The sequence below is a fragment of the Nocardia sp. NPDC060259 genome, assembly GCF_042728775.1.
GTDB lineage: Bacteria > Actinomycetota > Actinomycetes > Mycobacteriales > Mycobacteriaceae > Nocardia.
Genome location: NZ_JBHXAY010000016.1, coordinates 41,410 through 66,518, shown reverse-complemented (window position 1 = coordinate 66,518; position 25,109 = coordinate 41,410). Strand labels below are relative to the sequence as shown.

At 67.6% G+C, this 25,109-nt stretch carries 23 protein-coding genes and 1 tRNA gene; 5 read left to right on the top strand and 19 right to left on the bottom strand.

The window, feature by feature from the left end; translation table 11 throughout:
* Positions 1 to 8: 8 nt before the first annotated feature.
* Positions 9 to 806, bottom strand: a complete 798-nt coding sequence (locus tag ACFWF2_RS09670) for a helix-turn-helix domain-containing protein (protein ID WP_379306393.1) — start codon at positions 804 to 806, stop codon at positions 9 to 11.
* A gap of 85 nt (positions 807 to 891) precedes the next feature.
* Here ACFWF2_RS09670 and ACFWF2_RS09665 point away from each other — a divergent pair, with 85 nt between their 5' ends.
* Positions 892 to 1,758, top strand: a complete 867-nt coding sequence (locus ACFWF2_RS09665) for an NAD(P)H-binding protein (protein ID WP_379306391.1) — start codon at positions 892 to 894, stop codon at positions 1,756 to 1,758.
* A gap of 54 nt (positions 1,759 to 1,812) precedes the next feature.
* Here the strand turns inward: ACFWF2_RS09665 and ACFWF2_RS09660 are convergent, their stop codons facing one another.
* Complete coding sequence (locus ACFWF2_RS09660) at positions 1,813 to 2,235, bottom strand: hypothetical protein (protein ID WP_379306389.1); 423 nt, start codon at positions 2,233 to 2,235, stop codon at positions 1,813 to 1,815.
* A gap of 239 nt (positions 2,236 to 2,474) precedes the next feature.
* On the opposite strand from ACFWF2_RS09660, the gene ACFWF2_RS09655 reads away from it, so the two are divergent.
* Positions 2,475 to 2,547 (top strand) — tRNA-Gly (locus ACFWF2_RS09655).
* A 46-nt stretch (positions 2,548 to 2,593) separates the two neighbouring features.
* On the opposite strand, the gene ACFWF2_RS09650 is transcribed toward ACFWF2_RS09655, so the two are convergent.
* Complete coding sequence (locus tag ACFWF2_RS09650) at positions 2,594 to 4,024, bottom strand: lipase maturation factor family protein (RefSeq protein WP_379306388.1); 1,431 nt, start codon at positions 4,022 to 4,024, stop codon at positions 2,594 to 2,596.
* Between the two features lie 41 nt (positions 4,025 to 4,065).
* Positions 4,066 to 4,728, bottom strand: coding sequence for a histone deacetylase (locus ACFWF2_RS09645; protein ID WP_379306386.1), 663 nt, complete (start codon positions 4,726 to 4,728; stop codon positions 4,066 to 4,068).
* Between the two features lie 105 nt (positions 4,729 to 4,833).
* Between ACFWF2_RS09645 and ACFWF2_RS09640 the strand changes: the two genes are divergently transcribed.
* Positions 4,834 to 5,466 carry a DUF6636 domain-containing protein gene (locus ACFWF2_RS09640; protein WP_379306385.1) on the top strand — a complete coding sequence of 211 codons (633 nt, stop codon included), beginning with the start codon at positions 4,834 to 4,836 and terminating at the stop codon, positions 5,464 to 5,466.
* Here ACFWF2_RS09640 and ACFWF2_RS09635 read toward each other — a convergent pair.
* The 6 genes from ACFWF2_RS09635 to ACFWF2_RS09610 all read right to left on the bottom strand — a co-directional run bounded on the left by ACFWF2_RS09635 (position 5,463) and on the right by ACFWF2_RS09610 (position 12,395).
* On the bottom strand, positions 5,463 to 6,275 hold the full coding sequence (locus tag ACFWF2_RS09635; protein WP_379306383.1) for a hypothetical protein: 813 nt from the start codon (positions 6,273 to 6,275) through the stop codon (positions 5,463 to 5,465). The genes ACFWF2_RS09640 and ACFWF2_RS09635 overlap by 4 nt on opposite strands.
* A 222-nt stretch (positions 6,276 to 6,497) precedes the next feature.
* The gene (locus ACFWF2_RS09630) at positions 6,498 to 8,753 is read right to left on the bottom strand and encodes a heavy metal translocating P-type ATPase (RefSeq protein ID WP_379306381.1); all 2,256 of its coding nucleotides are present in this window, start codon (positions 8,751 to 8,753) and stop codon (positions 6,498 to 6,500) included.
* Positions 8,754 to 8,861: 108 nt separating this feature from the next.
* Positions 8,862 to 9,797, bottom strand: coding sequence for a hypothetical protein (locus tag ACFWF2_RS09625; RefSeq protein WP_379306379.1), 936 nt, complete (start codon positions 9,795 to 9,797; stop codon positions 8,862 to 8,864).
* A 20-nt stretch (positions 9,798 to 9,817) separates the two neighbouring features.
* Complete coding sequence (locus tag ACFWF2_RS09620) at positions 9,818 to 10,057, bottom strand: heavy-metal-associated domain-containing protein (RefSeq protein WP_229740050.1); 240 nt, start codon at positions 10,055 to 10,057, stop codon at positions 9,818 to 9,820.
* Between the two features lie 19 nt (positions 10,058 to 10,076).
* A complete protein-coding gene (locus ACFWF2_RS09615) occupies positions 10,077 to 11,486 on the bottom strand; it encodes an MFS transporter (RefSeq protein WP_379306377.1) in 1,410 nt (469 codons plus the stop codon).
* A gap of 150 nt (positions 11,487 to 11,636) precedes the next feature.
* Positions 11,637 to 12,395 (bottom strand): carboxymuconolactone decarboxylase family protein, encoded by a 759-nt coding sequence (locus tag ACFWF2_RS09610; protein ID WP_379306375.1) that lies wholly within the window; start codon positions 12,393 to 12,395, stop codon positions 11,637 to 11,639.
* 121 nt (positions 12,396 to 12,516) lie between these two features.
* Here ACFWF2_RS09610 and ACFWF2_RS09605 point away from each other — a divergent pair, with 121 nt between their 5' ends.
* Complete coding sequence (locus ACFWF2_RS09605) at positions 12,517 to 13,065, top strand: TetR/AcrR family transcriptional regulator (protein WP_379306373.1); 549 nt, start codon at positions 12,517 to 12,519, stop codon at positions 13,063 to 13,065.
* A gap of 135 nt (positions 13,066 to 13,200) precedes the next feature.
* On the opposite strand, the gene ACFWF2_RS09600 is transcribed toward ACFWF2_RS09605, so the two are convergent.
* Both ACFWF2_RS09600 and ACFWF2_RS09595 read right to left on the bottom strand, forming a co-directional pair.
* Positions 13,201 to 13,812: a sterol desaturase family protein gene (locus ACFWF2_RS09600; RefSeq protein ID WP_379306433.1), complete on the bottom strand. Its 612-nt coding sequence runs from the start codon at positions 13,810 to 13,812 to the stop codon at positions 13,201 to 13,203.
* Between the two features lie 138 nt (positions 13,813 to 13,950).
* Complete coding sequence (locus tag ACFWF2_RS09595; RefSeq protein ID WP_379306371.1) at positions 13,951 to 14,757, bottom strand: FadR/GntR family transcriptional regulator; 807 nt, start codon at positions 14,755 to 14,757, stop codon at positions 13,951 to 13,953.
* A 91-nt stretch (positions 14,758 to 14,848) separates the two neighbouring features.
* On the opposite strand from ACFWF2_RS09595, the gene ACFWF2_RS09590 reads away from it, so the two are divergent.
* Complete coding sequence (locus ACFWF2_RS09590; protein WP_379306369.1) at positions 14,849 to 15,382, top strand: AAA family ATPase; 534 nt, start codon at positions 14,849 to 14,851, stop codon at positions 15,380 to 15,382.
* Positions 15,383 to 15,478: 96 nt separating this feature from the next.
* On the opposite strand, the gene ACFWF2_RS09585 is transcribed toward ACFWF2_RS09590, so the two are convergent.
* The 7 genes from ACFWF2_RS09585 to ACFWF2_RS09555 all read right to left on the bottom strand — a co-directional run bounded on the left by ACFWF2_RS09585 (position 15,479) and on the right by ACFWF2_RS09555 (position 25,100).
* On the bottom strand, positions 15,479 to 16,123 hold the full coding sequence (locus ACFWF2_RS09585) for a hypothetical protein (RefSeq protein WP_379306367.1): 645 nt from the start codon (positions 16,121 to 16,123) through the stop codon (positions 15,479 to 15,481).
* 2 nt (positions 16,124 to 16,125) lie between these two features.
* Positions 16,126 to 17,802, bottom strand: a complete 1,677-nt coding sequence (locus ACFWF2_RS09580) for an ABC transporter family substrate-binding protein (RefSeq protein WP_379306431.1) — start codon at positions 17,800 to 17,802, stop codon at positions 16,126 to 16,128.
* Between the two features lie 49 nt (positions 17,803 to 17,851).
* On the bottom strand, positions 17,852 to 19,528 hold the full coding sequence (locus ACFWF2_RS09575; protein ID WP_379306365.1) for an ABC transporter family substrate-binding protein: 1,677 nt from the start codon (positions 19,526 to 19,528) through the stop codon (positions 17,852 to 17,854).
* A 78-nt stretch (positions 19,529 to 19,606) separates the two neighbouring features.
* A complete protein-coding gene (locus tag ACFWF2_RS09570) occupies positions 19,607 to 21,301 on the bottom strand; it encodes an ABC transporter family substrate-binding protein (RefSeq protein ID WP_379306363.1) in 1,695 nt (564 codons plus the stop codon).
* A gap of 15 nt (positions 21,302 to 21,316) precedes the next feature.
* Positions 21,317 to 23,161: a dipeptide ABC transporter ATP-binding protein gene (locus ACFWF2_RS09565; protein ID WP_379306361.1), complete on the bottom strand. Its 1,845-nt coding sequence runs from the start codon at positions 23,159 to 23,161 to the stop codon at positions 21,317 to 21,319.
* Entirely contained in the window at positions 23,158 to 24,126 is a 969-nt protein-coding gene (locus tag ACFWF2_RS09560; protein WP_379306359.1) for an ABC transporter permease subunit, read from the bottom strand. Before ACFWF2_RS09560 ends, ACFWF2_RS09565 begins: the two co-directional genes overlap by 4 nt.
* Positions 24,123 to 25,100 (bottom strand): ABC transporter permease, encoded by a 978-nt coding sequence (locus ACFWF2_RS09555; protein WP_379306357.1) that lies wholly within the window; start codon positions 25,098 to 25,100, stop codon positions 24,123 to 24,125. The genes ACFWF2_RS09560 and ACFWF2_RS09555 overlap by 4 nt, the downstream gene beginning before the upstream one ends.
* Between the last annotated feature and the right edge of the window lie 9 nt (positions 25,101 to 25,109).

Sequence of the window (25,109 nt, the reverse complement as noted above, 5' to 3'; positions counted from 1 at the left end):
GTCATCGCTCAGCGTGGCACCCGGCAGCGGCTCGGTGCGGGGAGCCTGCCGTGCAGATACGCCGCGGGTGGGACACCCATGAGGGTGCGGAAGTCGGCGGTGAGGTGGGATTGGTCGTAGTAGCCGGAGTCCGCCGCCAGGTGGGACCAGGGTGTGTTGCCCGCGTAGGCGAGGACGCGGCGGACGCGGTCGATGCGGGCGAAGTGCTTGGGGGACAGGCCGATCCCGGTGGCGAACAGGTTGCGCAACTGCCGTTCGCTGACGGCGAGCCGGGCGGCGAGATCGGGGATCGGCGGCGCGTCGTCGGCGGTGAGTGCCGAGATGGCCTCGCGCAGCACGATGCGGTGCGCGCGTTCGGTGCCGGATTCGGAGATTTGTTGCGGGAGAACGTCTTCCAGGTAGGCGATCGCCTCGTCGGCGGGCAGCTGGGTCAGTTCGCTCGCGGCAGAGCTCAGTGGTCCCGGCAGGTCGTCGAGCCGCACGACCCGGTCGGTGAGCTCACCAGCGGCGACGCCGAGCAGCTGACGGGTCACTCCGGGCGCCAGACGCAACCGCACGCACCCGGCGGGCTCGTCGGCCAGGGAGTACGACGCCTTCGACTGCGCTCCGACGACGAAAGCCGCTCTCCTGCCCGACTGTTCGGTACGCAGCACCACCGTCGTCGACGCCACGGGCGGATGGGCGAACGGCTGGGAGAGGTCGTCGTAGACGGGTGTACTGGTCAGCTCGGTGAGCCAGGGCCGCAGGGATTCCGGCGTCGGCACCGGTGTCTCGAGCTGGGCCGAGGTCAGATACTGCGTGCTCACCTGGTCAACAGTAGGTGCAGCGGCTCGCCTTGTCTGTGCCGGTTTTTCCTATAGCCGCAGGCAGGGGAGTTGCCATGCTCGTCGCATGATCCTGATCACCGGTGCGACAGGCACCATCGGCAGCGCCATCGTCCGTCAGCTCGTCGCCGAGGGCGTGCCCGTCCGGGCAGCCACCCGCGACCCCGATAACGCGGCATTTCCCGCCGGCGTCGAGGTGGTCCGCGTGGACTACCGCGAGCCGGACACCTTCGCCCCCGCGATGACGGGCATCGAGGCCGCGTTCCTCAACGGCCTCCCCGGCCCCGACGACACCGGCGTCGACGCCGCACTCGTCGCGGCGGCCCGCGCCGCCGGTGTCCGCCGGGTCGTGAAGCTCTCCGCCGTCGGCACCGGCGACCCCCGCCTCGGCACCCCGGGCTCCTGGCACGTCCCCGGTGAGGAAGCCGTGCGGAACTCCGGCCTGGAGTGGACGATCCTGCGCCCCAACACCTTCGCGTCCAACACCTTCAGCTGGATCGAACCGCTGACCACCGGTTCGCCGGTGCCGAACCTCACCGGCGACGGCAGACAGGCGGTGGTCGACCCCCGCGATGTCGCGGAGGTCGCCGCCGCAGCCCTGCGCACCGGCGCGCACGATGGCCGGACCTACACCCTCACCGGCCCCACCCTGCAGACCGGCCGCGACCAGGCCGCCGTCCTCGCCGGGATCATCGGCCGCCCGGTCCCCGTCACCGATATCGCCGAAGCCGACGCCCGCGCCTTCATGACGTCGGCGGGCCTCCCACCCGCCTTCGTCGACGGCGCCCTGATCGGCCAGACCTTCATCCGCGACGGCCACAACGAGCTGGTCTCCGGCGACATCGCCGAGGTACTCGGCCGCCCGGCTCGCGGCTACGCCGAGTGGGCCGCCGACCACCGCGCCGCCTTCGAGCCGGTCGTCACCGCGGGGTAGCGACACCCGGCCGGTGCACGGCCCGGAGCGGCGCTGCTCCGGGCCACACCCCGGTCAGTTCATGGTCAACACCCACGACCCGTTGCAACCCTTACGGTTGTTCAGGTCGTCGTCGTAGACCCAGTTGAACACGATCGGCGGGTTCGTCCGGACGTTCCAGCGTCCGGACGGCGAGGTCACCACCCGGCCGTTGCGGGTGAGCACCCCCACCTCGTCGTGGGAGAACGTCCACTTGCCCTTGCTGGTCGGGTAGTTCAACCGCAGCGTCACCTTGCCGCCCGTGTGGTTCTGGACCACCAGGCACGACCCCGGGTTGTTCCGGTCGATCGCGTAGTCGCCGTACTCGCCCTCCTCCACGTTCTCGCCACTGTCGGTGTACTCCACCGCGTCGGTGAAGTCGGCGTGCGCCGGACCGGCCCCCATGATGGTCACGGTGGTCACAGCGACACCCGCCGCTATCAGCCCCAGAGTCTTCATCCCGCTCCTCCTGTAGTGCCGGCGGTGTCTGCCGGCCCGCGAAAGAGCTTTCCGGGCAAGGGCTTCCGATTCCTTGTCGCGCGCTTAACGCGCGACTCGCCGACAAGGGGCTCCCGGCGACCTCACCGCGGCTGTCGAACAGCTGTGCGCATGGATTTCGTTTTTCCGGGAACACGCGCTAAAGTTTCTTCTCGCACGCCGAAGCCCCCGGTGATCCCGGATCGGGCCTCGAATTGCACGCGGATGTAGCGCAGCTGGTAGCGCATCACCTTGCCAAGGTGAGGGTCGCGAGTTCGAATCTCGTCATCCGCTCAACGAAAAGCCCGGCCGACACCATGTCGCCGGGCTTTTCCGGTTGTCAGCGCCGGGCGATCCGCTCGAGCGTCAGCGGCGGCAGGAATTCGCCGATCAGGGTGCGGCGCCACCATATTCGCTCGCGGAAGAGCTCTTTGGGCGTGCTGAAGTGGTACTCGTACAGGCGGGCGCGCAGGTAGTGCGGCGGTGCGTCGGGGAACGGGCAGTGCCGTACCAGCCGCAGCGTGTCGGGATCGTTGCACAGCAATCGCGCGGCCAGCGGCAGCGCCCACGACCGCGCGTACGACGGTGACAGCGCGGCGAACCACATCAGCCAGTCCAGCCGCAGGTGATAGGGCGCAAATTGGCCGGGGCGATGCCGTGGGTCACCCGGTTTGCCCTTGAACTCGTACTCGCGCCACACCGTGTCCGCGGTGAGGTGGGTGTCATCGGTGCCCTCGATCACGATCTCCTCGCGCACACGGGTGATGCTCCCGAAGGCGCCATAGGTGTTGACCAGGTGCAACGGGTCGAACGAGGCGTTCATGGCCTGACGCGAGGACAGCAGGTTGTCGATCGGCCAGAAGCTCAGCACGGTGACCAGCGCGACGTAGGCGAGCGCCGCCCCGATGAACCACGCCGGTGGCGCCGGCACCGGTGGCGCGTCGGGCAGCACCGGGTAGGTCCGCGCGTCGACGGCGGTGGTGGCGAGCAGCAGCGTCACCCAGTTCAGCCAGGCGAAATTGCCGGAGAACACCAGCCACAGCTGGGTGACGATGATGAGGCAGGCGGCCACGCTCGCCACCGGCTGCGGCATGAACAACCCGAACGGCACGACGAGCTGGGCGACGTGATTGGCCGCGACCTCCACCCGGTGCAGCGGCCGGGGCAGATGGTGGAAGAACCAGCTCAGCGGACCCGGCATCGGCTGGGTCTCGTGGTGGTAGTACAGGCAGGTCAGGTCACGCCAGCACCGATCGCCGCGCATCTTGATCAGCCCGGCGCCGAACTCCACCCGGAACAGCAGCCAGCGCGCGGCGAACAGCACGAGCAGCGGCGGCGCGACGGTGTCGTTGCCGAGGAAGATCGCCAGAAATCCCGCCTCGAGCAGCAGTGATTCCCAGCCGAAGGAGTACCACGTCTGCCCGACATTGACGATCGACAGATACAGCACCCACAGCACGAACCACAGCAGCATCGACGCCCACAGCGGCACCAGATCCGCGGCCCCCACCGCGACGGCCACCGCCAGCGCCGCCCCCGACCAGGCCAGGACGGCGAAGAACCGATCGGAGTAGTGCAGGTGGAACAGGCTCGGTGACCGGCGGAACGGGGTCCGCGCCAGGTAGCGCGGGATCGGCAGCATCCCGCGCTCGCCGAGGAGCGCGCGGAATTGCAGCGCCGCCGCCAGGAACGCGAGCGCGTAGACCACCGCCAGGCCACGCTGGAAAATCAGCCTGCCCTGCCAGTACTCCGGTGCCGGGAACCACTCCATGCACCCGCTCCTGGACGCGTCGAATTCTCCAGTTCGATTGTCTACCCGAGTGGCCGTTGCGCGAAACGGTCCCCGGTCAGCGCGCGGCGCAGTTCGCGAGTGTCCCAGTTCCCGGCGACACCGGGTCGCACTCGCAGATACTCGACGATGCGGTCGATATCCCAGCCGTGTGATTCGCGCAGACCCGCCCCGATCATGGCGAGGTAGCGAGCCGATGGACGCTGCAACACCACGGTTTCCGGGTCCCACGGCGCGGTGAAGACCAGGATCGGGATGCCGTCTCTGGTACCCGCGTGCAGCACGGTCTCGTAGCGGCCGGACCCGAGCCGCAGCACGCCGGCGGCGAGCACCCGCGGCAGGTCGAAGCTCGCGCCGGGGGTCTGGTACATCTCCTGGGCCAGCAGGTCGGCGAACTGGCCGACGGTGATCAGGTATCCGCGGGCCGCGGTGCCGGTCGGCCATCCGGGCGCCGGGTGATCGGCGTAGAACGCGACGCCGCCCGTCCACACCAGGCTCTGCCAGGCGAAATACAGGGTCCCAGGCAGCGTGAGGGCGGCGATGTCGGCAGGCGCGGTGCGGTCGACGAATCCCGGATAGGTGTGCCCGGTTCCCGGTGGCGTGCCGCCGAGGCGGTAGTAGTCGAACCGCGCGGCATGCATGTTGGAGCCGTATGCGGCGTACCAGACGTGCGGAGCTGTGGTCACGGGCTCACCTCGGGCAGGTCACGGTTCCGTGAGCGAAAGAAACGACATCGCTCGTACTTCCGATTGTTCCTTCGATGGGTCGGGAGGACACGGAGGGGACAGATCATGAGATCAGCAATCGTGATGGCCGCGCTGGTCGCGCTCGCCGGGGGGCTCGCCGCCTGTGACAGCTCGGACGGCCCGGCGATGGGCGGACAGGTGAGCGTCACCCAGCCTGCCGCGCCGCCAACTGGTGCGCCGGGCGCCGAACCGACAGTTGTGCCGGGCTCCACGGATCCGACGCCTGCCCTCGGCCCCAGCCCCAGCCCGACCGGCCTGCCCTCCCGGGACGACGCCACCGTCGACGCCCGCGACTACCAGCAGCGCGACAGCTACTACTTCCAGTCGCCCACCGGCAACATCATGTGCGGGATCGTCAGTCAGAGCACGCTCGGTGTCGGCTGCCAGCTCGGCCACGCGAATGTCATCCCGCCCCAGCTCCCCGACTGCACCGACGCCCCCAACCGCAAGGTCGCCGTCCACGTCTACGGCAGCAAAGCCGAATTCCTGTGCACCAGCCAGGGCATCTTCGTCGGCGAACCCGTCGACGGTTCGCGCAAGGGCGGCGGCAAGATCCTGAACTACGGCGACACCATCGTCGTCCTCGGCGCCGCCTGCACCTCCACCCCGCAAGGCATGCGCTGCGACGCGGGCGGCCACGGCTTCCTGATCTCCGCCGACGAGCAATCGCTGTTCTAGCGAACCGGCCGTGCCGCGTTGACTTCGGTGACGCGGCTGATTCCAGCGCACCAGTCGCGCGTCGGCGGCGAGACATAAGCGAGCAAACTCAGACTGTCACTGAGCCGGGCAGGAACGTTCACCTGCAACAGTGACTCCATATGTGCCACTCGGTTGCGCAGGCTGACAAGCCGTTCCATCCGGTCGTAGACGAGGTTCTCGATGGGAGTTCGCAACGACTGGTTTGCGACCGGGACGCCTTGCTGTGGAAACGCCTGCACCAGCGCGTTCGACCACAATTTCTGTCGCCCGGGGTTACCGGGCGCGGCGGGCGGCAACAGCTTCTTCCAGACGCTGAACGACAACTGGGCGAGCACGTCGTCGTGACTGATCGGCGCGTGCATCCGTGTATGTCCCGGTTCGCGACTCGCCTTTGCCCGCTTTGCGTGCGCGGTGGCCGGGCCCAGCGCGGTTCGCAGCAATCCCGACAGTGGCGGGGCCGGGCGCAGTGTCCAGTCCGTGCTGTAGGGCAGGCCGGCCGGGTCTGATCCGCGGGTCACGTTCCACGCACGAAGTCTCTCGTCGATGGCATTACGCACGACTACTTCCACTACCGCGAGAACCTCTTGAAACGCACTGCCCAACTGCAAGTTCCAGTGGTACAACGCGAGTGCGTGCGCGGGGTCGCCGCCGACCTCGGCGAGATAGGGCGCCAGACGTGGCGCGCTCAGGTAGCGGGTGACCTCGACGGTCACCGTGCGCTCAGACATGAAACCGGCCTCCGAATAGACATCGCTGGTGGTGACAACCGGTGCGATCCGGTGAAGCATCGGCTAGAATTACATCCGATACAGGAGACTCGAGCTCCTGGTAACACATGGGAACGCCCCGGAGCCGACGTGCTGCGGGGCTTCTCTTTTCCTCGGTATCGCATCCAACGTTGCCTGAGCGTCAGATCCTGCCGTCGGCGCAGATTGTCGTCGCTGGTTGTGCTCAGAATACGGGAAAGGGCGGGGCGGCAATAGGTTTGCCGCCCCGCCCGGTCGAAAGGCCTACTGTGCCGTCGACTTGAACCGGCGCAGGCGCAGGCTGTTGCTCACCACGAATACCGAGCTGAAGGCCATGGCGGCGCCGGCCAGCATCGGGTTGAGCAGGCCGGCCATGGCCAGCGGGATGGCGGCCACGTTGTAGGCGAAGGCCCAGAACAGGTTGCCCTTGATCGTGGCCAGGGTGCGGCGGGACAGGCGGATGGCGTCGGCGGCGGCGCGCAGGTCGCCGCGGACCAGGGTCAGGTCGCTGGCCTCGATGGCGACATCGGTGCCGGTGCCCATCGACAGGCCGAGGTCGGCCTGGGCCAGGGCGGCCGCGTCGTTGACACCGTCACCGACCATGGCGACGACCTTGCCCTCGGCCTGCAGCCGCTTGACCGTGTCGACCTTGTCCTGCGGCAGCACCTCGGCGATGACCTCGTCGATGCCGACCTCGTCACCGATGGCGCGGGCCGCGCGAGCATTGTCACCGGTGAGCAGGATCGGGGTGAGGCCGAGCGCGCGGAACTGCGAGATGGCCTGTGCCGAGGTCGGTTTCACCGCATCGGCGACAACCAGCACGCCACGTGCCTGCCCGTCCCAGCCGATCGCGACTGCGGTCTTGCCCGCCGACTCCGCTTCCGCCATGGCGGTTTCCAGCTTGTCGTCGAGCGCCAGCGACCAGTCGGCCAGCAGCTTCGCCCTGCCCACGATCACCGCGTGCCCGTCGACGACGCCCTGCACACCGAGACCTTCGACATTGGCGAAGCCCTCCACCGGCGGCAGCGTGCCGATCTCGTCCCGCGCGCCCTTGGCGATCGCCTGCGCGATCGGGTGCTCCGACGAATCCTCCAGCGCACCGGCCAGTTCCAGCACCCGGCTGCCGATCTCGCCCTCGGCGGGGATCACGTCGAGCAGGGTCATCTTGCCGGTGGTGACGGTGCCGGTCTTGTCCAGCACGATGGTGTCGACCTTGCGGGTCGATTCCAGCACCTCGGGACCCTTGATCAGGATGCCGAGCTGGGCGCCGCGACCGGTGCCGACCATCAGCGCGGTCGGGGTGGCCAGGCCGAGGGCGCACGGGCAGGCGATGATCAGCACCGCGACACCCGCGGTGAAGGCCGCCGCGATCGCGCCGCCGGTGCCGAGCCAGAAGCCGAGCGTGGCCACGGCCAGCGCGATGACGATCGGCACGAAGATGCCGGAGATCTTGTCGGCCAGCCGCTGGGCCTGCGCCTTGCCGGTCTGGGCGTCCTCGACCAGCTGCGCCATCTGGGCGAGCTGGGTGTCGGCGCCGATTCTGGTGGCGCGCACCAGGAGCCGTCCGCCGACATTGACGGTCGCGCCGGTGACGATGTCGTCGACGCCGACCTCCACCGGCACCGACTCGCCGGTGAGCATCGAGGCGTCGACGGCCGAGGAACCCTCGGTCACCACACCGTCGGTGGCGATCTTCTCGCCCGGTCGCACGACGAACTCGTCACCGACGGCCAACTGCTCCACCGGAATGCGCGTCTCGACCCCATTGCGGACCACCGCGACATCCTTGGCGCCCAGCTCGAGCAGCGCCCGCAGCGCCGCACCGGCCCGCCGCTTGGAGCGGGCCTCGAAGTAGCGCCCGGCCAGGATGAACGTGGTGACGCCCGCCGCTGCCTCCAGGTAGATGCTGCCGGTGCCGTCCATCCGCGCGATGGTGAATTCGAACGGGTGCGTCATCCCCGGCGTGCCCGCGGTACCCCAGAACAGGGCGTACAGCGACCAGCCGAAGGCGGCGAGCACGCCGATCGACACCAGCGTGTCCATGGTGGCGGTGGCGTGCTTCAGGTTGGTCCAGGCCGCCTTGTGGAAGGGCAGCGCGCCCCACACCACGACCGGCGCGGCCAGCGTCAGCGAGAGCCACTGCCAGTTGGTGAACTGCAGCGCCGGGATCATCGCCATCGCGATCACCGGGACGGTGAGCACCAGCGAGACCAGCAGCCGCGTGCGCAGCGAGGCCGTCGGGTCCGGCTCGGCGGCCGTGTCCTCGGCGGGCTCGGCCTGCTTCGGCGCGGGCAGTGCCGCGGTGTAGCCGGCCTGCTCGACGGTGGCGATCAGTTCCTCGGGGGAGACGTCACCGGTGAAGTCGACCCTGGCCTTCTCGGTCGCGTAGTTGACCGTCGCGGTGACCCCGTCGAGCTTGTTGAGCTTCTTCTCGATCCGGTTCGCGCAGGAAGCGCAGGTCATGCCACCGATCACCAGTTCGACCTGGCTGGTGCCCGGTGGTTGCGTCACGGTGGTCATGGGTGCTCCGTTTCGTTCCTGGTATCGATTCTTGCTGAGGGATTGCTGGTGGGCTACATCAGTGCCGTGGCTGCGCCGGTGGCCTTGCCCGAGTCGGGTTGAGTTACGTCAGTGCCCGTGGCCCGGGGTGCCGTGGTCGGCCGGTGCACTCGTCGGCGCGGGGTTGCTCGCGCCGGTGGCGTCCGGCTGGGCGACCCGCACCGTGAACTCGGCCGTGCGCACCACGCCCTGGTGCTGGAAGTCGAGGAACAGGCGGTAGTCGCCCGCACTCGGCGCGTTCACCACGAAGTCGACGCCGGGACCGGCGGGAGTGACCCCGTCACCGGGCGTGCCCTCGGGATGAACGTGCAGATAGGCGAGGTCGGCTGCCCGCAAGGCGACCAGATGACCGTAAGCCCCGAGGTAGGGCTGCAGGTCGGTGACCGGCGCGCCGTTGCGGCTGACCGAGAGCGTGACCTTCGACGCCGCACCCGGGCTGACGGTGCCGTTCAGGGCGACCGTGTACTCCCCGACCCGCGCGGTGGCCGCCGGGGCAGGCAGCGCCTGCACGTCGTAGTTGCCCGCGACCCGCAGATCGGCGCCGAGGGTCAGATTCGACCCGCCCGCCGGGGTGAAGTCGGCGAAGACGCGGTAGTCACCGGCCCTGCTCAGGTTCAGCGGGACAGACCAGGTCCCGGCCGGGTCCAGCACCGGATGCACGTGCTGGAAACCGGCCATGTCCCGCCGGACCACGATCAGGTGCAGGTCCTTGTCGTGGCTGGTCTCGTACTTGGTGACCGGGGCGCCGGTGGCGTCGAGGATGCGGAAGGCGACGGGTGTCTGCGCCGCGGTCGTGGTGTTCGGCTTGTCCAGGGCCAGCGTGTAGCCCTGGTCGGTGACCAGCAGGCCACCGGGCAGATCAGTGGACGGCGCCGCGCTCGCGTGCTCGCCGTGCCCGGCCGGTTCGGAAGGTTCCGGACCGACCAGGGCGCCTGCGGCCAGAGCGATCCCGAAGACCGCCGCGAGGCCGAGGGTGAAACCGGCGAACTTGCCTGTTGCGTTCATCGGGATGCTCCGTTTCGGGTTCAGTCGGCGAGCTGGAAACCGGCCGCGGTGACGGCGTCGGCGAGGGCGGTGCGGTCGGGTTCGGTGCCTTCGATGGTCACCGAGCCCGCGGCCAGGTCGACCTCGACGCCGGTGACGCCGGGCAGGGCGCCGACCTTGTCGCGCACCTTGTTGGTGCAGCAACCGCAGGTCATACCGGTGACGGTGACGGTGGTGCTCATGGTGGTGTTCTCCTCGTCGTCGATCTCAATCATTACCATACCCCCCTAGGGTACTTTGTCAAACAGTCGCGTCGGCCATCGCCGGGGTGCGCATGACCGCCGCGGTGATGCCGGCGCCTGCCAGGGCGAGCAGGCCAGCGCCGAGGAAGGCCGCCGAGTAGCCGTCGGTCAGTGCCGTTGCGTCGCCCAGTTCGCCCGCGCCGAATGCCGCGGCCACCGCGGTCATCGCGGCCAGGCCGAGCGCGGAACCCACCTGGTAGCTGACGTTGACGATGCCCGAGGCGAGACCGCCCTCTTCCGGTCGCGCCGCCGAGATGGCGGTGCCGAGCGAGGGGATGAAGGCCAGCGACATGCCGCCGGCGGCCACCAGCGAGGCGGGCAGCACGTCGACCCAGAAGTTGCCGGTGGGCCGAACCAGCGACATGATCCCGAGGCCGAGGCCGAGCACGATCAGGCCGGTGACGATCATCGGCTTGGCGCCGAAGCGCTGCATCGCCTTCGGGGCCAGCACCACCATGCCGAGCATGATCAGTGTGGTCATCGGCAGTAGCGCGGCGCCCGACGGGAACGCGCTGTACCCGAGCACCTGCTGCAGGTACAGATTGAGGAAGAACCACATCGGCACCCACGCGGCGGCCAGCGCGAACTGGGCGAAGTTGGCGGCGGCGAGATTCGGCGCGCGGAAGATGCTCAGCCGCATCAGCGGTTCGCCGCGGCGCGACTGGATGAAGACGAAGCCTGCCAGCAGCGCGGCGGCCAGCGCCAGCACACCCCAGGTCTGGCCCGAAGCCCAGCCCGCCTCCGGAGCCTGCACGATCGCGTACACCGCGGCCGCCAAACCGGCTGTCACAGTGACGGATCCGGCGATATCGATAGAGCCCTTGCGCGCGGGAGCGGCGGGCATCAGCAGCGGAACGGCGATCAACGCGAGCACCGCGATCGGGATGTTGATGTAGAAAACCCAAGGCCAGCTGATGTATTCGGTGATCACACCGCCGAGGAACACGCCCGCGGTACCACCGGCCGGTGCGGCCGCGCCGTAGACGGCGAGTGCCTTGGTGAGCTCCTGTGGCGAGCCGCCGAACAACATCATCAGCAGCGTGAGCGCCGACGGTGCGATCAGCGCGGCGCCCGCGCCTTGGATCGCCCGGCCGGCCAGCTCGAGGCCGACATTGCCCGCCGCGCCCGCGAGGACGGAGCCGACGGCGAGAACCAGCCAGCCCGCGCCGAATACCCGGCGCGCGCCGAGCAGGTCGGAGAGCCGGCCGCCGAGCAGGAGCAGGCCGCCGAAGGCGATCACATAGGCGTTGAACACCCAGGTCAGATTGCCGGGGGTGAAGCCGAGCTCGGCCTGCATCTTGGGCAGTGCGATCCCGATGATCGAGGTGTCCATGATGACCATGAACTGCGCTGCGGCGATCACCGCCAGCGCCCACCACTTCCGGGTGGATTGCGATTGCGTAGTCACGACTTTCGTCCTTTCGAGCAGAGTGCGTCTCGTGCTCGGTACCATACCCCCCTAGGGTATTAACCTGTCAAGCCTCCGGCGGGAAAGGATTCGGATAGCCGAACGCCCGGCCCGCGTCGTGGCGGACCGGGCGTACATGGCTGTGCCGGATCAGGATTCGGGGCGATAGGTGATCAGCGCGACGGCGGGCGCCGAGACCATCTGAACCTGCGCGCTTCCGTGGACGGAGATATGCGCGAAGCCGCCTTCGATGGCGACATGCGCGTCGCGCACCGTCGACGCCGGCTGCCCGTCGGCATCGGTCAGGGTGTAGCCGTCAACCAGCGCGACGGTGTCGGCGGCGCGCCATTTCGGGGACGTCGCAGCCTCTTTCGCGGGCGTGGGAACGAGCGGAAAGTCCAGCTCAGGGCGTGCGACGTGGTTGAAGTAGTTCGACAGCACGTTCAATGCCACATGCCCGACGGCCTCGGCCAGCTCGCCGTCGCTGACACCGCTGTTCCTGGCTGCGGCCAGCTGCTCGTCGCTCACCCGTCCGCCGGTGCGCAGCACCTCGCGCGCGAAGCGCAACACCCCTTCGGCATGCGGGTTGTCGGCATCGCCGGCGCGCGTCGCCGCGATCGCCTCCGGGGTGAACCCCATCTTCGCCGCCCGCATCGTGTGCGCGGAGACGCAGTACTCGCAACCGTTGTCGCTCGCGATCAGCAGGGCCAGTCGCTCGCGGGTCTTCGCGCCGAGCTTGCCGGCGCTCAGCGCATCCCGCAGGCGCAGATACCCCCGTAGGGTGGCCGGACTGTTCGCCATCGCGGCATAGAGATTCGGCACCCGGCCCAGCTGCCGGTGCACTTCGGCGAGTAGTTCGCCCTGTTCGGTATCGGCGGCGTCGGCGGTGACGAGGGGAAGTCGGGACATCATGTGCTCCAAAGTTTGTCGACGACGGTACTGATCGGTACCGAATGGAGACGGTACTGATCGGTTCCGTAGTTGTCGAGCAATTCGGTACCGATCGTTTCCGTTCTGGTACCGTGAGCGCATGGCGACACAGGCCAAGCAGCGTTTGCTCATCACCGCGGAAGAGCTGTTCTACGCCGAGGGCATCCGCGCCGTCGGCATCGACCGGCTGCTCCAGGAGTCCGGCATCGGCCGCGCCTCCTTCTACCGCCACTTCGCGAGCAAGGACGACCTCGTCGTCGCCGTCCTGGAAGACCGCGACCAGCGCTGGCTCGACTGGCTGCGCGCCTCGGTCGAATCCGTCGACGACCCCGCGGCCCGCCCGCTGGCCGTCTTCACCGCCCTCGCGGAACGCTTCGCCCGCAACGACTTCCGCGGCTGCGCCTTCATCAACACCATGATCGAAATGGCCGACCCCACCTCACCGGCCCACCGGGTAGCCGACCGCCACAAACGGCGCGTCATCACCTACCTCACCGAACTCCTCACCGCCGCAGACCAACCCGACCCAGACACTCTCGCCACCGAACTGGCCCTGCTCATCGACGGCGCCATCGTCACCGCCGTCCGCGAGAACTCCCCGGCCGCCGCCGACCGCGCGGCCGCCATCGCCGCCCGGCTGCTCGCCTGAGTGTCAGTGCGGGGCTGATCGCGGCTGGTGCCCGTCACACAGCTGGAGTCGCTGCTCGACGGCGGCATCGAGCAGCGACTCCGTGTGGGTCACCCGGTTGCGGGGCGCGTGCAGGCAGGCAACGCGGTGGCGTGGCTACTGCGCGTGCAGGTGACGGGCCGTCGGTGACGTGGGCACCGTCGCTGGATCGGGCGCGGTACCGAGTAGCCGGTCGGCCGTGCCGGAGGTGGTCACGGTGAACCAGTAGTGCTCGTTCTTGTAGTGGTGGTGGCGGTGGTTGCGCCAGATCGCCCGGTAGAGAGCGTGCTTGGGCTTGTAGTCGGTGTGGATGAGGTAGTGGGTCCACTCGTAGAGCAGGCCGAGGGTGGTGATCGTCAGCAGGAAGGTCAGGCCGAGGCCGAGGCGGGGGAAGGCCAGCAGGGCGATGGCGACCAGCGTGACGATGGTGAGCATCAGGGATTTGGGCGGGATGAACACCAAAGGGGTGTCGCGCGGATCCGTATGGTGCTCACGGTGTTTGCGCGCGAGCTCGCTGTCGATGGTGATCGGGCCGAGGTGGCGCGGCCGCCAGTGCAGCACTGTCACGTGGATGATCCACTCGGTCACCGGGAAGGTGGCGACGACGATCAGGGGAACGAGAGCGTCGGTGAGCCGCCAGTCGCCGACGGCGATGCGGGCCACCAGCGCGGCCACGAAAACCGCGGCGATCATCCAGGGCGACGGGTGCCGGACGAACTCGCGCGCCATCTCGCGCAGCGTCGCGCCGCGACGGATCGCGCCGGTCGCGCGGCGTTGCCCGGTGTCGATCGGGGTGTCCCCTGCCGGGGCGGTCTCGTGCGACGTCGTTGTCGGACGGTCATTCTTCATGGCGATTCCTCGGGTGGATCACGCCCCGTCGAGGGCGTGGATGAGAGCGGTGGTCGCCGGCCCGAGCAGTGCCCGGGCGGATTCGGCGGCCTTTTCCGGCTCGCCCGCGGTGATCGCGGCGGCCAGGTCTCGATACGCGCCACCATTGCCCACCTCGGCGGACATGATCGGCGCGAGCGCAGCCAGCGCGGGTTCATAGGCGGCGCGCAGCATGGAATACATCAGCCGGAACGCGATCGAATCGGCGAGATCGAGAACGTGATCCCAGAATTCGAGGGCGATCCGCTGCTGGGTAAGCGGGTCCTGTTCGGCGACAAGGGCGTCGACGGATTCCCGCAGTAGCGCCAGTTCGCTGTCGATCGGCGCAGTGGAGTTCCGACTCTCGCTCAGGTCTTTCCGGCCGCTGCCGGGAGCGGAACCCGAGGCGGCGCCGGTACCGAGCGATCGGGCCCGCCGAACGCGCACGGCCGCGAGTTCGGCGATCTTCGGACCGTTGTGCAGCCGCGCCTCGAGAATGCTGCGCGCCACCGCCGGATCGATGGTGTCGCCCCGAAGCAGCAGCCGAGGCAGCACTTCCAGCCCCGCACTCCGCCGATAGTCGAGCACCGTGGTGGCCTCACCCTGCCGCACCGACACCAGCCCCGCCGCGGCGAGCCGCTGCAACGCCTCCCGAACAGCAGGCCGCGAAACCCCCAGCGCCTCGGCCAACTGCCGCTCACTCGGCAACGTACTCCCCGCCACCAACTCCCCACCCAGCACTTCGGCGGCGATCTGCTCGAACACATCACCGGAAACCGAGCGCTTCACCACAGGAGTCCATGCCATACCCCGAGCATGCACCCAACAGGTCAAGAGGTCAAGTGGTCAGACCAGTTCCTTTGCCTCAGACGAAGCGTCGTTCCGTCATGATGTCCCGGTGGACAAACTTCTTGTGCTGGTCAACGGTCTGCCAGGCTCGGGCAAATCGACGTTGGGCCGCTCGTTGGCCCACACGCTAGAAGCTCAGTTCCTGTCCAAGGACATCGTGAAAGAGGCACTTGCCACCTGCGTCGACGACGCACTGACGATCCCCGAAATCGGCGGTATCGCGATGGACGCGCTGTGGGCACTCGCACGGGCGACGCCGGAAACCGTGGTCGTCGACTCGTGGTGGTTCAAGCCACGCGACCTGCAATTCGCCGCGGCGGGCATCAAGCAGTCCGGGGCCGATCTGGTGGTCGAAGTCTGGTGCGACGTCCCAGCCGAGGTAGCAAGAGTCCGCTATGCGTCCAGGCGCCGAACCGTGCTGCATCGGGACGAACAGCGCCTGGCTGAAGACTGGACGGTGTGGGCTGAGCAGGCCGAGCCGCTCGGGCTCATGCCTACCGTCGTCATCGACACGACCCGGCCAGTCGACTGCGCCGACCTTGCCAGGCGAATCAAGCTCGCAGCCAGCCCACTTCAGTTCTGAATGGTGCCCCGCACGACCCGAGGTCACGCAACGGGACATCCGGTCGGGATAGGGGCAGTCCCGCCGAGCCGGCCGGCAGATCGGACGGCCGCAGGGTCAGCTCGGGTCGGAGCCGCGGATGGCGGAGAGCCAGGTGAAGGTGGCGGCGGTGACGGTGGTGGCGCCGACGAAGGCGGCGATGCCGCCGTTCATGACGTAGATCCACAGGAGGCCCGCGATGGGGGCGGCTACTGCGGGCTGGATGTCGAGGATCAGGCGGCGGGGGATGCCGAATGTGGGTTCCTCGGTGGGGCGGCTCGGGTTGTCGATCAGTCTGCCCGCGGGCTCGGTGGTGCGGACCCGGCCGGAGGGGTAGAAGCGGGTGTCGCCCGCGCGGATCGTGCGGCCGGTCAGCTCCAGGTCGGTGGGGGTCAACGCGGACAGGCTCGGTTCGTAGAAAACCGGCTGCCACACCATCCGGTCACCACTGGTGATCTCCAGCCATGATCGGCTCACCAGCCGATGCTGCTGCCGGACTCGCTTCCCGCCCACCGTGCCGGTTGCCACGAGTCCGGTCGGGATGACGCCGAAGGCGAGTCCGAGCTGGTAGGTGGTGACAGCGAGGATCACCAGGGCGACCGCGGCGAGCGCGCTCAGCTGGTCGAGGTCGGCGAACGGCACCCACGCGGCGATGACCGCGAGGGTGCCGGAGGTGACCAGCAGTGGATAGGTGAGCGCGCGCGCCGGGCTCGAGCTGTGCACTGCTACTTCACGAAGCCGATCTTGGTGTAGTCCAGCGAGGCCAGTCCTGCCGCGCCGTAGTTGGCCAGAGTGTCACGCACCGCGACATTGCCGGGCGACTGCAGCAGCGGAATGGAATGGCCTTCCTCGAAGACCTTCCGGTCTACCTGGTTCGCCAGTTCGACCGCCTTGTCCGGATCGAGTTCGGAAATTGTCTGCTCGATCAGCGCATTGAGTTCCGGCGAGCCGATGCGACCGTAGTTGCCCTGCAGATCATCGGGGTAGTAGCCGTAGATCTGGGTCAGACTGCCGAGCGGGAATGGATCGCCGACCCAACTCCATTGTCCGACATCGAAATTGCCCGGCTGAATGTTCTCGGTGAAGAACCCCGCGCCCGGCTTGGTCTCGATGTTCAGCTTCACGCCGATCTGAGCGAGGTTCTGCTGGATGATCTGTGCGATCTGTACCCAGACGTCCTGGTTGTACATGACGTCGCGGATTTCGAGTTTGCGGCCGTCCTTCTCGCGGACGTCACCGTTGAGCTTCCAACCGAGAGCATCGAGCTCTTGGGCGGCGGCGGTCGGATCGAAGCCGAGGCTGTTGTCCTGATAGCCCTTCTGGCCGGCCAAGTAGATGTGGTTGTTGAGCGGCTTCGGGTCGGCAACCAGGCCGTTCTGAATGGCCGTGGCGATGCCCTGGCGGTCGATCGCCTTCGAGATGGCGACGCGCACACCCTGTTCGGCCAGGATCGAGCCGGGCGCGCCGTTGAATGTCAGGTGCGACCAACTGTTGCCCGGTGCTCGGCGAATCGCGATGCCGGGCGTGCTGCGTGCGGTCTTCAGCTCGTCGATGTTGGCGAGACCGACCGCGTCGATCTCGTTGTTCTGCAACGCGGGCAGAGTGGCTTCGCTGGACAGCACGCTGAAAGTGAACGTGTCGAGCTTCGGAGTATCGCCCCACCACTTGGGGTTACGCGCGAGCACGACTCGGCCCTGCGCGCGGTCGACCGACTGGACGATGAACGGACCCGCCGACAGCCCCAGCGCGTCGACTTGACTGTTGTTGAACGCCTCGGCCGTCGCGGTGGCCGACTTGGGGAACAGGAACGAATTGCCCGCGAACTGGCCACGCCAATCCGCGTAGTGCTCCTTGAACGTGATGACGGCCTGCTTGTCGTCGACGCCCCGCTCGACCTTCTCGACCCGATCGAAGCCGGAATTGTTGGCGATCAGATACGCCTTGTCGGCGCCGCTGAGCGCAGTGGCCTGAGACTGAATGTCCTCCCAGGAGATCGGCGTGCCGTCGGACCACACCGCCTCGGGATTGATCGTGTACGTCACCTGCTGTGGGTCGGTTCCGGTCAGCTGGATGTCGGTGAAGAAGTCGGTGTTGACCGAGAGATTGGCCGCCGCATCAGTGGTGAACGCCCGCGGCATCACCGGCCGCAGCAGAGCGGCGGTCCCGGCGTCGTTGCCGTCGTTGTGCAGCGCGTTCCAGTTCTGCGGCAGAGCGCTGGTCGCCAGCCGCAGGTTGCCGCCATCACGAAGTTCGCTGACATCCTTGGGATTGATGTCGTTGGTAGTGCCGAGCGCGGCGGAACCACCGGTTTCGGCACCCTCGTCCGATGCGCATCCGGCAGCGAGCACACTGACGATGACCAGTGGTATTGCCAGACGGGTTGTCATTGAACGAATCCGCATGGTCCGCTCCTTTCCGAAGGTTCGCTGCACGAGTGCGGCGGGTCGACAGCTACTTGACGAAGCCGATCTTGGTGTAGTCGAGCGAAGCCAAGCCTGCCGCACCGAAGTTCGCCAGGTTGTCCCGCACCGCGACATTGCCCGCGGACTGGAACAGAGGCAGGGAATGCCCCTCCTCGAAGATCTTTCGATCGAGCTCGTTGGCCAGCTGCTTCGCCTTGACCGGATCGAGCTCGGAGACGGTCTGCTCGATCAGGGCGTTGATCTCAGCGGAGCCGATGCGGCCGTAGTTACCCTGAATGTCGTCCGGGTTGTAGCCGTAGATCTGGGTCAGGCTGCTGAGCGGGAAGGGGTCGCCTGCCCAGAACCACTGGCCGACGTCGAAGTTGCCCGGCTGGAGCACATCCGAGAAGAGCCCGGCTCCTGGCTTCGTCTCGATCGTCAGCTTGACGCCGATCTGTGCGAGGTTCTGCTGGATGATCTGCCCGATCTGGATATTGGTCGGGTCGTTGTACATGACGTCGCGGATCTCGAGCTTGCGCCCGTCCTTTTCGCGCACGTCGCCGTTGAGCTTCCAGCCGAGAGCGTCGAGCTCCTTGGCCGCGGCCGTCGGATCGAAGGGGAGGCTGTTGTCCTGATAGCCGTCCTGGCCGCGCAGGTAGATGTGATTGTTCAGCGGCTGCGGATCTTGGACGAGCCCGTTCTGGACAGCGGTGACGATGCCCTGACGATCGATCGCCTTCGAGATCGCCACTCGAACACCCTGGTCGGCGAGGACAGAGCCGGGTGCGCCATTGAAGGTGAAGTGGCCCCAGCTGTTGCCGGGCGCTCGGCGAATCGCGACGCCCGCGGTGTCTCTCGCGGATTTCAACTCGTCGCGACTGGCGACGCCCACCGCATCGATCTCGTTGTTCAGCAGAGCGGGAACGAACGCCGAGCTGTCGAGCACGCTGAAGGTAATGGTGTCGAGCTTCGGCTTGTCGCCCCACCACTTCGGATTGTGCCCGAGGACGACCCGGCTCTGCCCCCGGTCGACGGACTGGACGACGAACGGTCCGGACGACACGGTCAGCGCGTCGACCTGGCTGTTGTTGAAGGCTTCCGCGGTGCCTGTGATCGACTTCGGGAACAGGAACGAGTTGCCTGCGAACTGGCCACGCCAGTCGGCATAGTGCTTTTTGAAGGTGATGACGGCCTGCTTGTCGTCGACACCGCGCTCGACCTTCTCGACGCGATCGAAACCGCTGTTGTTGGCGATCAAGAATGCCTTGTCGGCGCCACTGAGGGCCGCGGCCTGGGACTTGATGTCCTCCCAGGAAATCGGAGTGCCGTCCGTCCATACCGCTTTGGGGTTGATCGTGTACGTCACCTGCTGCGGATCGGTATTGGTCAACGCGACATCGGTGAAGAAGTCGGTATTCACCGAGAGCTCCGCTGCCGCGTTCGTCTTGAAGGCTCGCGGCATGACCGGACGCAGCAGGGCGCCGGTGTCACCGTCGTTGCCGTCGGTGTGCAGGTTGTTCCAGTTCTCGGGCAGGGAGGTCAGCGCCAGCCGTAGATTGCCACCGTCACGCAGTTCGCTGACATCCTTGGGGTTGATGTCGTTGGTGGTGCCGAGCGCCGCGGAGCCTTCCGCTGTGACCTCCTCGCCCACGCCGCACCCGGCAGCGAGCACGCTGACTATGACCAGTGGTATTGCCAAGCGGGTGGTCATTGAACGAATCCGCATGGTTCGCTCCTTTCCGATAGTTCGCTGCACAAGTGCGGCGCGTTTACCTCATGAGCCGGACGGCGTGAGTAGCTGCGGCTATTTCACGAAGCCGATCTTCGTGTAGTCGTACGATGCCAATCCCGGCGAACCGATATTGGCGAGGGTGGTGCGGGCGCCGTAGCTGCCGTCGGACTGCATGAGCGGCAGGGAGTGGCCTTCTTCGAAGACCATGCGGTCCACCTGGTTGGCCAGGTCGATGGACTTCTGGGGGTCGAGTTCGGTGAGGGTGCGTTCGATGAGGGCGTTGAGTTCGGGGGAGCCGATGCGGCCGAAATTGCCCTGCAGGTCGTTGGGGTCGTAGTAGTAGATCTGGCGGATGCTGGCGAGGGGGAACGGGTCGCCCTGGAAGGTGAATTGGGCGGCGTCGAAATCGCCGGGCTGGATGACGTCGGTGAAAAGGCCCGCGGCGGGCTTGGTGTCGAGGGTCAGGCCGACGCCGATCGCGGCCAGGTTCTGCTGGATGATCTGGGCGATCTGCACCCAGGTCGGGTCGTTGTACATGACGTCGCGGATGACGAGTTTGCGGCCGTCCTTCTCGCGGACGTCACCGTTGAGCTTCCAGCCGAGTGCGTCGAGTTCCTTGGCGGCGGCGGTGGGATCGAAGCCGAGGCTGTTGTCCTGGTAGCCCTGCTGGCCCTGCAGGAAGACGTGGTTGTTCAGCGGTTTCGGGTTCTCGACGAGGCCGTTCTGGATCGCGGAGACGATGCCCTGGCGGTCGATCGCCTTCGAGATCGCCACGCGCACTGCGGGGTCGGCGAGGATCGAGCCCGGTGCGCCGTTGAAGGTGATGTGCCGCCAGCGATTACCGGGGGCACGGCGGACGACGAGTCCTTCGGTGCCGCGGACCGTCTTCACGTCGTCGATGGTCGTGAGCAGGGCGAGGTCGAGCTCGTTGTTCTGCAGGGCCTGTACCCACGACGATCGGTCGAGCACGCTGTAGGTGATGGTGTCGAGGACCGGCTTGTCGCCCCACCATTTCGGGTTGCGGCCCAGGGTGATCCGGCCCTGAGCACGGTCGGTGGCGGTGATGACGAAGGGGCCCGAGGTGAGGCCGATCGCGTCGACGAGGCTGGTATTGAACGCCTCGGGCGTGCTGGTCACCGACTTCGGGTACAGGGAGCTGTTGCCCGCGAACTGGCCGCGCCAGTCGGCGAACGGGGTGTTGAAGGTGAGGATCGCCTGGCGGTCGTCGACGCCACGCTCCACCTTCTCGACGAACTCGAAACCGTAGGTGATCGCGATCAGGTAGCGCTTGTCGCGGCCGCTGAGCGCGTTCGCCTGGGCGGCGATGTCCTCCCAGGTGATCGGCGAACCATCCGACCACACCGCTTTCGGGTTGATCGAATAGGTGACCCGCATCGGGTCGGTGCCGGTCAGCGCTATATCGGTGAAATAGTCGGTGTTGACGCTGAGCTGTCCGGCCGCGTCGATCTCGAACGAGCGCGGCATCATCGGCCGCAGGATGTCGGCGATCTCGCCCTCGTTGCCGTCGTTGGACAGCGTGTTCCAGTTCGCCGGATACGAGGTGGTGGCCAGCCGCAGATTCCCACCCTCGCGCAGCGCGTCCAATCCCTGGGGATTGATATCGCTGGTCGTCCCGAGCGCATCGCTGAGACCGGTCGCCGACTCCTCACCCGCCCCGCACCCCGCCACGATCATCCCGGCCGCCACCACCACGGCGGCGCAGCGCAGCCGGCCGCGGCGACGGGACTGCATTCCTCGGGATCTCATGGCGCCTCCTGGTGCTCAGCCGCTGACGACGGGTTCCGGGACTGCCGCGATCAGCGCGCGGGTGTACTCGTGCTGAGGATTCGCGAAGATCTGCTCGGCCGGGCCGGATTCGACGATCTTGCCGCGCAACATGACGGCGATGTCGTGGGCGAGATTGCGGACCACGGACAGGTCGTGCGAGACGAACAGGTAGGACAGTCCGCGCTCGGCCTGCAGGTCACGCAGCAGATTCAGGACGCCGGCCTGGATCGACACGTCCAGCGAGGAGACGGGTTCGTCGAGGACGAGCAGTTGGGGGTCGAGGGCGAGGGCGCGGGCGATGCTGATGCGCTGTTTCTGTCCGCCGGAGAAGTCCGCCGGGTAGCGCTCGGCGTGTTCGGGGCGCAGGCCGACCTGGCGCAGCAGCTCCGGGACCCGGCGGTTGACCTCCTCGCGCGAGCGGCCGTCGATGCGCAGCGGCTCGGCCAGCGCGTCGAAGATCGGCAGGCGCGGGTCGAGGGAGGAACTGGGGTCCTGGAAGACGATCTGCATCTTGCGGCGGATCTCGCGGGTGCGGTCCCTGGTGAGGCTCGCGACGTCGGTGCCGAGGACCTCGATGCTGCCCGACTGCGGGCGAACCAGGTCCATGATCTGGGACAGGGTCGTCGACTTGCCCGAACCGGATTCGCCGACCAGGGCCAGGGTGCGGCCGGCGCGCACGGCGAAGCTGATGCCGTCGACGGCGCGAACCTCGCCGGTCTTGCGGCGCAGCAGCACGCCGGAGGTGAGCGCGAAGGTCTTCACCAGGTCGGTGACCCGCAGGACGACATCGGAATCGGTGGCCTCGGGCCGCGCCGGTTCGGGGATCTCCTTGCGGTAGGCCTCGAACAGCTGGGACGTGCCGACCTCGGCGGTACGGATGCAGGCCGCCGAGTGCCGGGGCGCGACCTTCTCCAGCGGCGGTTCGGCGGCGGTGCAGTCGTCGATGGCGATCGGGCAGCGCGGCGCGAACGAGCAGCCACGCGGCAGATCGTGCATGGCGGGCGGCGCGCCGACGATCGGGATCAGCGGCTTGCGCGGCGGGCCGTCCATGCGCGGGATCGAGCCGAGCAGGCCCACCGTGTACGGCATCCGCGGCGCGGTGAAAAGCTCGGTGACCGGCGCGGTTTCGACGACCTTGCCCGCGTACATGACCGCGACCCGGTCGGCGATCGTGGCCGCGATGCCCATGTCGTGGGTGATCATGATGACGCCGGCGCCGGTGATGTCGCGGGCCTTGCGCAGCAGGTCGAGGATCTGGCGCTGCACCGTCACGTCGAGTGCGGTGGTCGGCTCGTCGCAGATGATCAGCGCCGGATCGTTGGCGATGGCCATGGCGATCACCACGCGCTGGCGCATACCGCCGGAGAACTCGTGCGGGAACGCCCGCGAGCGCAGGCGCGCGTCGGGGATGCCGACGAGTTCGAGCAGCTCGATCGCGCGTTCGTCGGCTTCCTTGCGGCTCATCGAGCCGTGCGCGAGCAGCGCCTCCGCCACCTGGTCGCCCACCCGGTACACCGGGGTCAGCGCCGAGAGCGGGTCCTGGAAGACCATGCTGATCGAGGAGCCGCGCAGCTTCGACATCTGCTTGTCGCCGAGGCCGAGCAGCTCGCGACCGCGCAGCCGGATCGAGCCCTGCACGCGTGCCTGTTCGGGCAGCAGGCCGATCACGGCCAGCGAGGATACCGACTTGCCGGAACCGGACTCGCCGACGATCGCGAGCACCTCGCCGTCGCCGACGGTGTAGTTCACCCCGCGCACGGCGTCGACGCGGCCTTCCTCACCGGGGAAGGAAACCCGCAGGTCGGTTACCTCGAGCAGGGGTGCGGTGGACGTGGTCATCGCTTCTCGGCTTCCTTCAACTCCACCTGCGCCTCGTCCTTCTGCTCGGCGACTTCCTTGCGCGCCCTGCGGGCACCGCGGGCGCCCGGGTCGAAGGCGTCACGCAGGCCGTCGCCGACGAGGTTGGCGCACAACACGATCGTGATCAGCAGGCCACCGGCGAACAGGAACAGCCACGGGTAGGTCAGCGCGGACTTGGTGCCCGCGGCGATCAGCGAACCCAGCGACACATCGGGCGGCTGGACACCGAAACCGAGGAAGCTCAAACCTGTTTCGGCGCTGATCGCGGCGCCGACGGCCAGCGTGGTGTCGATGATCAGGATCGAGGCGATGTTCGGGATGATGTGGCTGATGATGACCTTGTGCGTCGGCGCGCCCATATACCGTGCGGCGCGGATGAATTCGCGTTCACGCAGACTCAGGGTGAGGCCGCGGATGATGCGGGCCGAGATCATCCAGCCGAACACGCTGAGCAGCACGATCAGGATCGCGATCGAACCGGAACCCTTGGTGCGCGGGGCGAACAGCGCGATGATGATGAACGCGGGGACGACCAGCAGCAGGTCGACCAGCCACATGATGGCCCGGTCGGTCCAGCCGCCGAGCAGCCCGGCCAGCGCGCCCGCCGTGGAGGCGATGATGCTGGAGAACAGCGCTACACAGAATCCGATGATCAGCGATTTCTGCAGGCCACGCATGGTCTGGGCGAGCACATCCTGGCCGATTTGGGTGGTGCCGAACGGATGCTCGGCGCTCGGCGGCTTCAGTAGCGCCTTGTAGTCCATCTGCTGGTAGTCCCACGCCAGCAGCGGGGGCAGCGCGAAACTGACGATCACCAGCAGGAGCAGGATCACCGCGCCGACGACGGCGGGCTTGTTGCGCAGGAAACGGCGCCAGACCAGCTTGCGGCGTCCGGCCGCGACCGCCTCGGGGGCGCCGACGACGATGATTTCGGTTTCGGTCACGAGACACGCACCCTCGGGTCGAGCAGGGCCAGCACGACATCGGAGAGCAGACCCGACACGAGCACCACCAGCCCGGCGAAGGTCGCCACCGTGACGACGATGTACAGATCCTGGGCGTTGATCCCGTCGATGAACCATTCACCGACGCCGTGCCAGCCGAAGATCTTCTCGACGAATGTCGCTCCGGTGATCAATCCGCCGAGGCTGTAGGCGAACAGGGTGGCCATCGGGATCAGGGCGGTGCGCAGGCCGTGTTTGTACAGTGCCCGATTGCGCGAGAGCCCCTTCGCCCGAGCCGTGCGGATGAAGTCGCTCTGCAGGACGTCGAGCATGGCGTTGCGCTGGTAGCGGCTGTACCCGGCCGCGGCGCCGAGCACCAGCACCAGTGTCGGCAGTACGAGATGCTGTGCGCGGTCGACGAATTGGTTCCACAAGCCGACGACCTGGGTGGCCGAGGTCTCGCCGGTGTACAGGAAGATCTGGGTACCGGTCGCCGTGTTGATCTGCAGCGCACCGTATTTCAGCAGAGTCGCCAGCAGGAATACGGGGGTGGAGATGATCAGCAGCGAGACGACTGTCGTGAAATAGTCGCTGAACCGGTATTGCCGGATCGCCCCTGCCGCGCCGATGAGTACACCCAGGAACGTGCCGATGACCGAACCGAGGATCAGCAGCCGCAGGCTCACCGCCACCCGTCTGCCCAGTTCCTCGCTCACCGGCTGGCCGGCCAGCGTCGTCCCGAAATCCCCTTGCACGACGCCGCCGAGCCAGGTGAGATAGCGCTGAGGGATCGGCTCGTCGAGGTGCAACTGCTCGGCCTTGGCATCGATCACCGACTGCGGCGGGCGCGGATTGCGCTGCTCGAGACTGTCGAGCGGGCGGAAGGTGAGCGAGGCCAGGCTGAACGTCAGGAACGAGGCCAGCAGCAAGAGCACGACGTAGTTGAGCGCGCGCCGCAACAGAAAGCCGGTCATCAGTCCCCT